The sequence below is a fragment of the Yoonia sp. genome (assembly GCF_036007805.1).
GTDB lineage: Bacteria > Pseudomonadota > Alphaproteobacteria > Rhodobacterales > Rhodobacteraceae > Yoonia.
Window position 1 is genome coordinate 1 of sequence record NZ_DASYOK010000218.1, and the last position, 8,246, is coordinate 8,246.

The following is an 8,246-nucleotide window of genomic DNA, read 5'->3' on the forward strand; positions in this document are numbered from 1 at the left end:
GGTGCCTGCCTCGCCCGCACCTTTTGCGCCAAGCGTACTTTCTTTCGTCGGGGTCTCCACATGGCCAAGGATCATGTCGGGCATTTCAGCGGCCATCGGGACAAGGTAATCGGCCATGGATCCGTTCAAAAGCTGACCGTCGTCGTCATAATGGATTTCTTCGAACAGTGCGCCGCCAAGGCCTTGGACAATGCCGCCGCGAATTTGCTCGTCGACAAGTTGAGGGTTGATGATGCGGCCGCAATCCTCCACGCACCAATGCTTCAGCAGTTTGACCATGCCGGTGTCTGTATCCACCTCGACATAGCTGGCTTGCACGCCGTTAGTGAAAGCAAAGGGGTATTCCGACGTGATGTAATGCCGCGTTTGCACGAGTTCGCGTGGCAAATCCTTGGGCAATGTATCGCCACGGAAATATACAACACGGCCCAATTCCTCCAACGGCATCCGTGTTTTTCCGGTGTCATTGTCCACGACCGCACCGTCACGAATGTCCAGTTTACCTTGGTCGGCCTGTAGCATCGCCGCCGCTACCTCAAGGATAGAATCCCGCAAGGCACGCCCCGCTTGCAAGGCCGCTTCACCGCCGATACCTGCCCCGCGCGACGCCCAAGTGCCACCGCCGTAGGGTGTAACTTGGGTATCGCCGGTAACAATCCGCACTTTGGTAGGCAAGACACCGACGCTTTCTGCAACGATTTGGCTTAGCATCGCCTCGGTGCCCTGGCCTTGCTCGGTAACGCCCGACATGGCCACAATTGACCCGTCAGGGTCCATCCGTACCGTACAGCCATCCTGCGCCGAAATTCGCGCCCCGCCGATGCCATACATGAACGGCGACGGGTTGGTTAGTTCGATAAACGTTGCGATGCCTATACCGCGGTGGACACCCTTGGCACGGGCCGCTGCCTGATCGGCGCGCAATGCATCGTAATCCATCAACGCGACCAGCTTATCCATGCTCTGATGGTGCGATAAACCTTCAAAACGCATGTTGGCGGGCGATGTGACGGGATAGGCATCATCTGCATACATGTTCAACCGCCTGATCGCGACCGGATCCATGTCCAGTGCAGCGGCGGCCATATCAACCAGCCCTTCAGTGATCGCTACAGCAATCGGATGGCCGACTGCGCGATACTGCGACGTCGGGGTTTTGTTTTGGAACACCACAGTCGTCTTCGCGCGGTAGTCGGCAAAATCATACGGCCCGCCGCATAGGTTGACGACCTGATTGCCCTCAATCGCTGAGGTACGTGGATACACCGAATAAGCCCCAATCGCCGTCCAGTCATCCACGTCAAAGCCTAGGATTTTACCGTCAGCAGCCACCGCAATTTTCGCGGTGATTTTGTGGTCACGGGCATGAATGTCGGTGGTAAAGCTTTCCAAACGATCCGCGATGAATTTGACTGGACGCCCCATGATCTTGGCAATGGCTGCGGTGGCCACTTCGTCAGGATAGACATGCACCTTGATGCCATAAGACCCGCCAACGTCGCCACAAATCACCCGCACGCGGGATTCGGGCAGGTCCAGATGCTTGGCCAGAACCGACTGCATCATATGGGGGGCTTGGGTCGCGTGATAGGCGGTCATCTGGTTTTCGGCAGTACTCCAATCCACAAGAATTGAACGTGGCTCTAGCGTCACACCAGTGTGGCGGGCGGTCGAGAACTGTGCCTCAACGACTTTGTGCGCCTTTGCAAAAGCCCCTGCGATATCGCCTTTTTCGTTCACCCGCTGGAACGCCAGATTGTCGCCCAGTTCGTCGTGCAAAACAGGCGTGCCTTTATCCAGTGCCGACATCATATCGGTGACCACAGGCAGTTGATCGTAATCGACCGAAACTTGCTCTACCCCGTCTTCGGCGGCTCGGCGGGATGTGGCGATGACCGCAACAACCGGTTCACCGACCCAGCAAGCGCGGTCAATGGCCATCGGATGTTCGGGCGGTGATTTCATACCCTTCAGGTGTTCCAGAACGGCGACCCAAGGCGTACAGACTTTGGCCAGATCGGCACCGGTGAATACCCGCAGTACGCCTTTGACCGCCAGCGCGTCATCGGTCTGGATGTTCGCAATCTTCGCATGGGCGAAAGGCGACCGGACAAAGGCCACATGGACCATGCGCGGCAGAACGATGTCATCAACATAACTGCCGCGCCCTTCGACCAACCGCTGTGCATTCGGGCGCGGCACGGTTTTGCCGATGTAGGAATTGGGGCGGTCAGGATTACCAAGTCGCAGGGTCACGGTTTTGCCTTTCCGGCCCGTTGTTGGGCCACGCTTTCGACGGCATCAACGATGGCTTCATAGCCTGTGCAGCGGCAGTAGTTGCCCGACATATGTTCGCGGATCATGGCCCTGTCAGGCACCCCATCCTGCGATAATAACTCTTGCGCCGATACCAGCATACCCGGCGTGCAGAACCCGCATTGCAGGGCGTTGCGGGCAACAAACGCCTCTTGCAGATCGCGGATTTCATCGGTTTCCGACAGACCTTCGACGGTCCATACCTCGGAGCCGTCAAGCTGCGCTGCAAGGACAAGACACCCGCGCACTGCATCGCCGTCAACCCGGATGGTGCAGGCCCCGCAGACCCCGTGTTCGCAGCTTGCATGTGCTCCAGTCAGCCCCAGCTCGTGGCGCAGGAAATCAACGGCATGTTGCCCGACAGGCACTTGCGCTTCGACAGCTTCGCCATTCACTGTCAGGTTGATATCGACCTTGTCGCGGAACATCTCGGTCATGCTTCATCTCCTGAAATTTCGGCCATGGCACGGCGCAAAAGCACTCCTGCGATATGACGCCGATAGCTGGCGCTGGCATTGGTATCGGAGGGTGGATCAATCTCGGCGCGCAATGCGTCAACAGCGCCGTCGATGTCGCCCGCATCAAGTTTGGCCATCGCAGCTTTCGCCAATGCGGGCTGGTCGCCGACCGAGATCATCGTGACCCTGTGGCCACCCGCGCGACGCACGACACAGACACCAGCCAAGGCATAGTCGCCCGACCGGCGCGTCACCTCTTGCAGCACTTGAAGTTCACCCTGCTCGGCTTTTGGAACACTGATCGCTGTCAGGATTTCCTCGGGCTCTAGATCGGTTTCGAACAGGCCGTGAAAGAAATCTTCGGCGGTGATTGTCCGCGTTCCATCCGGCCCTTCGACATGCAGCACAGCACCCAAGGCAAGGATACAGGCCGGAAATTCTGCAGCGGGATCAGCATGGGCAATCGCACCACCAATCGTGCCACGGTTGCGGATCGCTGCGTGGGCAATCACCTCAACCGCTTTTGCCAGCAGTGGCGCGTGCTGATTAATCAAAGGATCGCGGCCGACATCGACATGCCGCGTTAGTGATCCAATACAAATGGTATCGCCATCATCAGTGACGCCGCGCAATTCGGAAAGGCGGGAAATATCGACCAACAGGTCGCCAGTCGAAAGCCGCATATTCATCGCAGGAACAAGGCTTTGCCCGCCCGCAAGTACACGCGCCATACCGTCGGCAGAGGATAACAATTCAATCGCGTGCCGCAAATCCTTGGCCCGCGCATAGCCGCCTACCGATGCCTTCACTGGCATTCCTCCCCTGACGCATTCCATCCCTCAAGATAGTGATCGTCTAATCAATCTTGTTGATCGTATGATCTATAAAGATAATATTATTGCAAGAAGATTCTTTTCTAGCCACAAACCGGATCATGATAGTGAATGAAAAAACCGCATCCGATGCGGAACCACAGGGCAAAAATATGCGACGTCGACTGCATCCAGATGAGCGTCGCCAGCTTATCGTTGATGGTGCAGTTGTATTTTTTGCTGAGGTTGGACTTGACGGAAACACACGTGACCTTGCTAAGCGGCTCGGCATCACACAATCGCTTCTTTTCAATTACTTCGCCAACAAAGACGCGCTGATCGAGGCAGTCTATGAACAGGTCTACCTGAACCGGCTATCGCCCGATTGGCCGCACCGACTGGTTGATCGTGATGTGCCGCTTCGATCACGTTTGTTGGCGTTCTACGCGGACTATAGCAAGCTGATCTTTGAATACGAATGGATGCGAATTTTCATGTTCTCTGGTTTGGCTGGCGCCGAACTGAACAGACGATACTTGGAACATATGCACAAAATGATCCTGCTTCCCCTAATTGACGAGATCGGGGCTGCGTCATCGGCCGCAATTACGCCATCAATGGAAGACTTGTGGAACTTGCACGGCGGCATCGTCTATATTGGCATCCGGCAACACATATACCGAATGCCTTGTCCCGACGAGCCAATTCAGGCCATCGAAAATGCTGTCGATAGGTTTCTGAAAGCATTCGAAGTTGATGTGTCCACAGATTAGTTTCTGAAGTCGCACAGGACTCGGCACCCGTTTCAATTAGGATACGATCGCATTTTCGACCCGTGATCATTCTAAACAACAAAGGGTTTTGTGTCGCCCCGCACGTTGAAATCCGCTCATAGAATCCGTCAATTACCGCGTTGCGTCCGCTGACGGATTCCCGAATTTACGCCGTCTCCATAACGCCGAGGCCAATAGATCAGGATCGGTCGGTCAGCTTTCGGTGTTATGTCGATAAGAGCAATAGGCCGCGATAGGTGCAATTACAGGAAAAGCTAACTTTGTCCCGCCTCTCGAAGGTTCGGACACGAAGCAGTTAAGGGAGCGTTTCGATTCGGTGTCTCGTGGTGGATTTAAACGACCGCGTAGGCGACTCGCGCTGCATCGCGGCGACGGGCATGCTGCAGAAGCGAAGGCATTCTACCTCAGCAATAGCGACGCCCCTAAAAGACCGGATTGTCCGCATCTTACCAGTTCGGGACACGCGTGGCGAAGGTCAGCTGTCGCAGGTTCGAGCCAAGACCATTGAGTCCGCTTCGGGGCTGACAGCGGTCATTGGCACTGGGCCGATGACAGACAACTCCATCCTGCGTTGTGTCAGTTCACGAAGAGCGCGGCGAATATCCGGTCTTGCCCGTTCACAAGAAGGATTCAACTTTCGAAGCAGATTTTGGGGCTAGATCTTGCACAAATGGGCAGAATGAAAAATTACGCGTGTAGTCTGTCGTTTGAGGTGATGGAAAAAGACACGCCTTCACGCTGCTTCAAGCGGGCAACCATCGCCAGCAGATTATCAGCTCGCGGGTTGCCTTTGGCGCTAAGCATCCGCATCAGGCTCTTGGGATCCTTGTCCATATCTTGGGCCAAGGCTTCGAACCCCACAGTGGCGTTTACGTAGTCGCGCAACAGCACCTTACCCGTCTCCAAATCGTCGCTGAGCATCGCTTCGATGGCTTCACGGAACAGGCCCCCACGAAACTCAGGATCGCGCTCAGCGCGGGCTTTGATCGTGTCTTTGAAGTCTTTGGTCAGTGGCATGTCAGTCGCCTTTCTCTTTGCGGGCCTTGTAGTCGTCCCAATATGCTTTGGCCTGCTCGATGTCTTTCGACTGGCGTTTCTTCGTGCCGCCACAGAGCAGGATCACAAGCTTATCGCCGTCCTTGCCAAAATAGACGCGGTAGCCGGGGCCGAAGGTGATGCGCCGCTCTGACACGCCCTGCCCAACTGGCTTCACGTCGCCAAGGTTTCCGGTCTCGATCCGTGCAAGCGCCGTTCGCACCTTCAATGCTGCCGCCGTATCCAGGCCATTGAACCAATCGTCAAACGGTGTTTTCCCCGCCTCGGTGACATAGACAACAAGCTTATTCATTGCGGTCATTGGTGACATATACGTTACCAATTGTCAATTGGTTTTAGCACATCAATGCGTCATCCCCCGGTCCATCTCGACCTCCCGCTCTTCTAGTTCTGTCTCAACCTCTCTTCGGCGGCTTTCACTAACTTCAAGCTGGTCTCCAGTTGCGTGCGCAGTCTCCCGTAGTTCGATCCCTCGTTCAACAAGCCGTGCAACGCAGCCACGGACGCCGTTTGCGATTGAATGAGCACCGACACGCAAGCGGCCAATCCATCCATCTGGCTCTGCATCCTGTTCGTCGAGCGTTCCTCTAACCCGCTCAATTCCTTTGCTGAGACCTCGCAGGCCGTCACCAACCGCTCGACGCAGGCGAGCAAATCGCGTTCCAAGGCTGTCAGGGGTGTCGTCATCTAATCCTCCTCGATCTTGATGCAGGTCACTGAGCTGCCGCCCAGCGTGCAGGTCCTCAGGCGTGTCTTGGTCGGGTCCAGCACCAGCCAGGTCCCGTCCTGCCTGTCGATCCGCGTCAGACCCAAGTCCGTCAGTTCCGAACTGGCCAGCATCAGCGTCCAAAGCAAGCTCGCGGCCATCATCGAGACGATCCCCACCAAGAACGTCCCCGTGATCAGCCAGGGCGAGATCGTCAGCCAGCTCTTGTTCTGTCGCAGAAAGGTGCGGGTATCGGTCTCGATTGTACGCTGCGCGTTGGTCGCAATGCTGTTCAAATCGGTCCTGAAGCTCTCCAGTTGGGATGCCATCGAGGCGGCGTAGTCCTGCCGGATCGTGTCCAGTTCCGCGTTCAGCTTCTCGCTCAGCCGGGTCGGCTTGCCAGTTTTCATGGAAAATCTCTCCTTTCAGCCGCCAGCGCTCGCCGGTGTCGGGGTCTTGGGCGGTTAGGTAGGCTTTGCCTGCGCGTGGGATGTCAAAGCCCGCATCTGTGAGGGCGTCGAGCAAGCTGCCACGATCAGTGATTAGGCCAACGCTGACTTGATCCAGAATCCACGCGTGCAACTCGTCGCGGCCTTGGGCGCGGGTTGGGGTCTCGATGGTGTCGCGGACCTCTTGGGTGCGCTCAAGCTCCATCGGATCGGCCCAGCCGTGACGCTGGTTCATCACATCGCGCAGGCTGTCATAAGCGTCCTGATAGCCCGGCGGCGCGATGTTGAGGCTGCGGCCCGAGGTCAGTTCCAAGCGCGGTGTGCAGAAGTGAAGCTCGACGCGGTCTTCGTGGGTATGTCGGACCCAAAGCACCTCATATTGCGTCGGGTCCAGCCCCGCGAAGGCCAGACGCTCGAAGTGGTCCATTACCTCGGCTTGCTGTTTCTCGGTGGGAGCATCCTCGGCTGAAAAGCTGATTACGCCCGCACGGTAGGTCCATTGATGGCGGCTGGCGTCGATCAAGGCTTCGGTGCGCTCGGGATTGCCGCGCAGAACCTCGGGCAATGGGTCACGGGTCACGGTCATCGGTTGGCCGTCCGCATCGCGGATCAGGTCGCGGTTGTCGTCATAGGCCAGCACCTTGTCCGCAACGAGGTAGCCGACCGGACCAGCGCCCACGCCTTTGCCGTTGCGGAAGAACTTGATCAGCATCGACGCGCGGCCTCGATGATCTGGGCAAGCTGGCGCTCGATGGTCAGCAGGCGGCGGGCAACGGTGAGGGCGTCGAGGTCAACGCGGCCCGCCAGCATCGCGCGGTTCAGCCAGCGGGCGATCTCTGGTTGAGGTTGGGTCGAGTTTCTGGGTCGGCACAAGACGCTGGTCGAGAATGGTTTCGCCGACAGCCCCAACGCGACGGTCCGGCGCAAATACAGCTGGCTCAAGAACTACCACAACGCAGTCATCGACGAGGACTTGGCAAACCTGGAACCAGGCGCGATGACCCAGGATGGGGACCTCTGGGAAGATCTAATCAGAGAGCTCAGGATCGAAACTTGAGTTCTCTCAACAAGTCACGATCGGGAGCGTCACGAAATGTCCACGACATGCCTCACCGTTTGGCCAATACGGGGATTGCCAGCCCGCCACCATTCCTATGACCCGCCATCCAGACCTGCGTCCTCCAATTGCTCCCGTTCTGGCAGATCCGCGAGAGTCTCCAGATCAAACGCGACAAGGAACTGCTCGGTCGTCACAAAGGTATAAGGCGCACCTCGGCGCGGCGATCGTGGCCCGGTCCCGATCAGGGCGCGCGCATGCAGGCGACCGATCAGGTCACGGCTGATCTCCTTGCCGAAGATGTCCTTGAGCCCGTCGCGCGTGATAGGCTGGTGATAGGCGATGGCGGCCAGGACCGCGACGTCGAATTCATTCAGGTCGAGTAGCTGATCCTCGACATCCGCCGCGGCGCAGATCGCGGGCGCGTAGGTGGCCCGCGTCCGGAACATCCAGCCGCCAGCGACCTGCGCAACTTCAAAAGCCCGTCCTTCCAGATCGGCGGCAAGGTCCTCGACCAGCAGGTCGACCGAGACCCCCTGCCCCACCGCGCGGGCCAAGTCCTCGCGCGGCACCGGCGCGGCGGAGGCAAACAGCACCG

At 57.7% G+C, this 8,246-nt stretch carries 9 protein-coding genes; 1 reads left to right on the forward strand and 8 read right to left on the reverse strand.

All coding sequences use genetic code 11. The features are described 5' to 3' along the window. From VGP75_RS12135 to VGP75_RS12145, 3 genes are all read right to left on the reverse strand, one after another. Window positions 1-2,256: xanthine dehydrogenase family protein molybdopterin-binding subunit (locus tag VGP75_RS12135; RefSeq protein WP_327543916.1), on the reverse strand; the 2,256-nt coding region annotated here is incomplete at its 3' end. Further along, window positions 2,253-2,753, reverse strand: coding sequence for a (2Fe-2S)-binding protein (locus tag VGP75_RS12140; protein WP_327543917.1), 501 nt, complete (start codon window positions 2,751-2,753; stop codon window positions 2,253-2,255). The genes VGP75_RS12140 and VGP75_RS12135, both read right to left, overlap by 4 nt. After that, window positions 2,750-3,583, reverse strand: a complete 834-nt coding sequence (locus tag VGP75_RS12145; RefSeq protein ID WP_327543918.1) for an FAD binding domain-containing protein — start codon at window positions 3,581-3,583, stop codon at window positions 2,750-2,752. The genes VGP75_RS12140 and VGP75_RS12145 overlap by 4 nt, the downstream gene beginning before the upstream one ends. 131 nt (window positions 3,584-3,714) lie before the next feature. Between VGP75_RS12145 and VGP75_RS12150 the strand changes: the two genes are divergently transcribed. Then, a complete protein-coding gene (locus tag VGP75_RS12150) occupies window positions 3,715-4,359 on the forward strand; it encodes a TetR/AcrR family transcriptional regulator (RefSeq protein WP_327543919.1) in 645 nt (214 codons plus the stop codon). Between the two features lie 708 nt (window positions 4,360-5,067). Here the strand turns inward: VGP75_RS12150 and VGP75_RS12155 are convergent. From VGP75_RS12155 to scpB, 5 genes are all read right to left on the reverse strand, one after another. Continuing rightward, window positions 5,068-5,397, reverse strand: coding sequence for a helix-turn-helix domain-containing transcriptional regulator (locus VGP75_RS12155; protein ID WP_327543920.1), 330 nt, complete (start codon window positions 5,395-5,397; stop codon window positions 5,068-5,070). Between the two features lies 1 nt (window position 5,398). Continuing rightward, the gene (locus VGP75_RS12160) at window positions 5,399-5,728 is read right to left on the reverse strand and encodes a type II toxin-antitoxin system RelE/ParE family toxin (protein ID WP_327543921.1); all 330 of its coding nucleotides are present in this window, start codon (window positions 5,726-5,728) and stop codon (window positions 5,399-5,401) included. A gap of 51 nt (window positions 5,729-5,779) precedes the next feature. Then, the gene (locus VGP75_RS12165) at window positions 5,780-7,303 is read right to left on the reverse strand and encodes a relaxase family protein (RefSeq protein ID WP_327543922.1); all 1,524 of its coding nucleotides are present in this window, start codon (window positions 7,301-7,303) and stop codon (window positions 5,780-5,782) included. Continuing rightward, a complete protein-coding gene (locus VGP75_RS12170; protein ID WP_327543923.1) occupies window positions 7,297-7,533 on the reverse strand; it encodes a hypothetical protein in 237 nt (78 codons plus the stop codon). Before VGP75_RS12170 ends, VGP75_RS12165 begins: the two co-directional genes overlap by 7 nt. Before the next feature lie 210 nt (window positions 7,534-7,743). Beyond that, a complete protein-coding gene (gene scpB / locus VGP75_RS12175) occupies window positions 7,744-8,244 on the reverse strand; it encodes an SMC-Scp complex subunit ScpB (RefSeq protein WP_327543924.1) in 501 nt (166 codons plus the stop codon). Window positions 8,245-8,246 lie beyond the last annotated feature (2 nt).

Coding starts and splice junctions, on each gene's coding strand:
- VGP75_RS12140 (WP_327543917.1), bottom strand. CDS start 2,753: ATGACCGAGATGTTCCGCGACAAGGTCGATATCAACCTGACAGTGAAT.
- VGP75_RS12155 (WP_327543920.1), bottom strand. CDS start 5,397: ATGCCACTGACCAAAGACTTCAAAGACACGATCAAAGCCCGCGCTGAG.
- VGP75_RS12160 (WP_327543921.1), bottom strand. CDS start 5,728: ATGAATAAGCTTGTTGTCTATGTCACCGAGGCGGGGAAAACACCGTTT.
- VGP75_RS12165 (WP_327543922.1), bottom strand. CDS start 7,303: ATGCTGATCAAGTTCTTCCGCAACGGCAAAGGCGTGGGCGCTGGTCCG.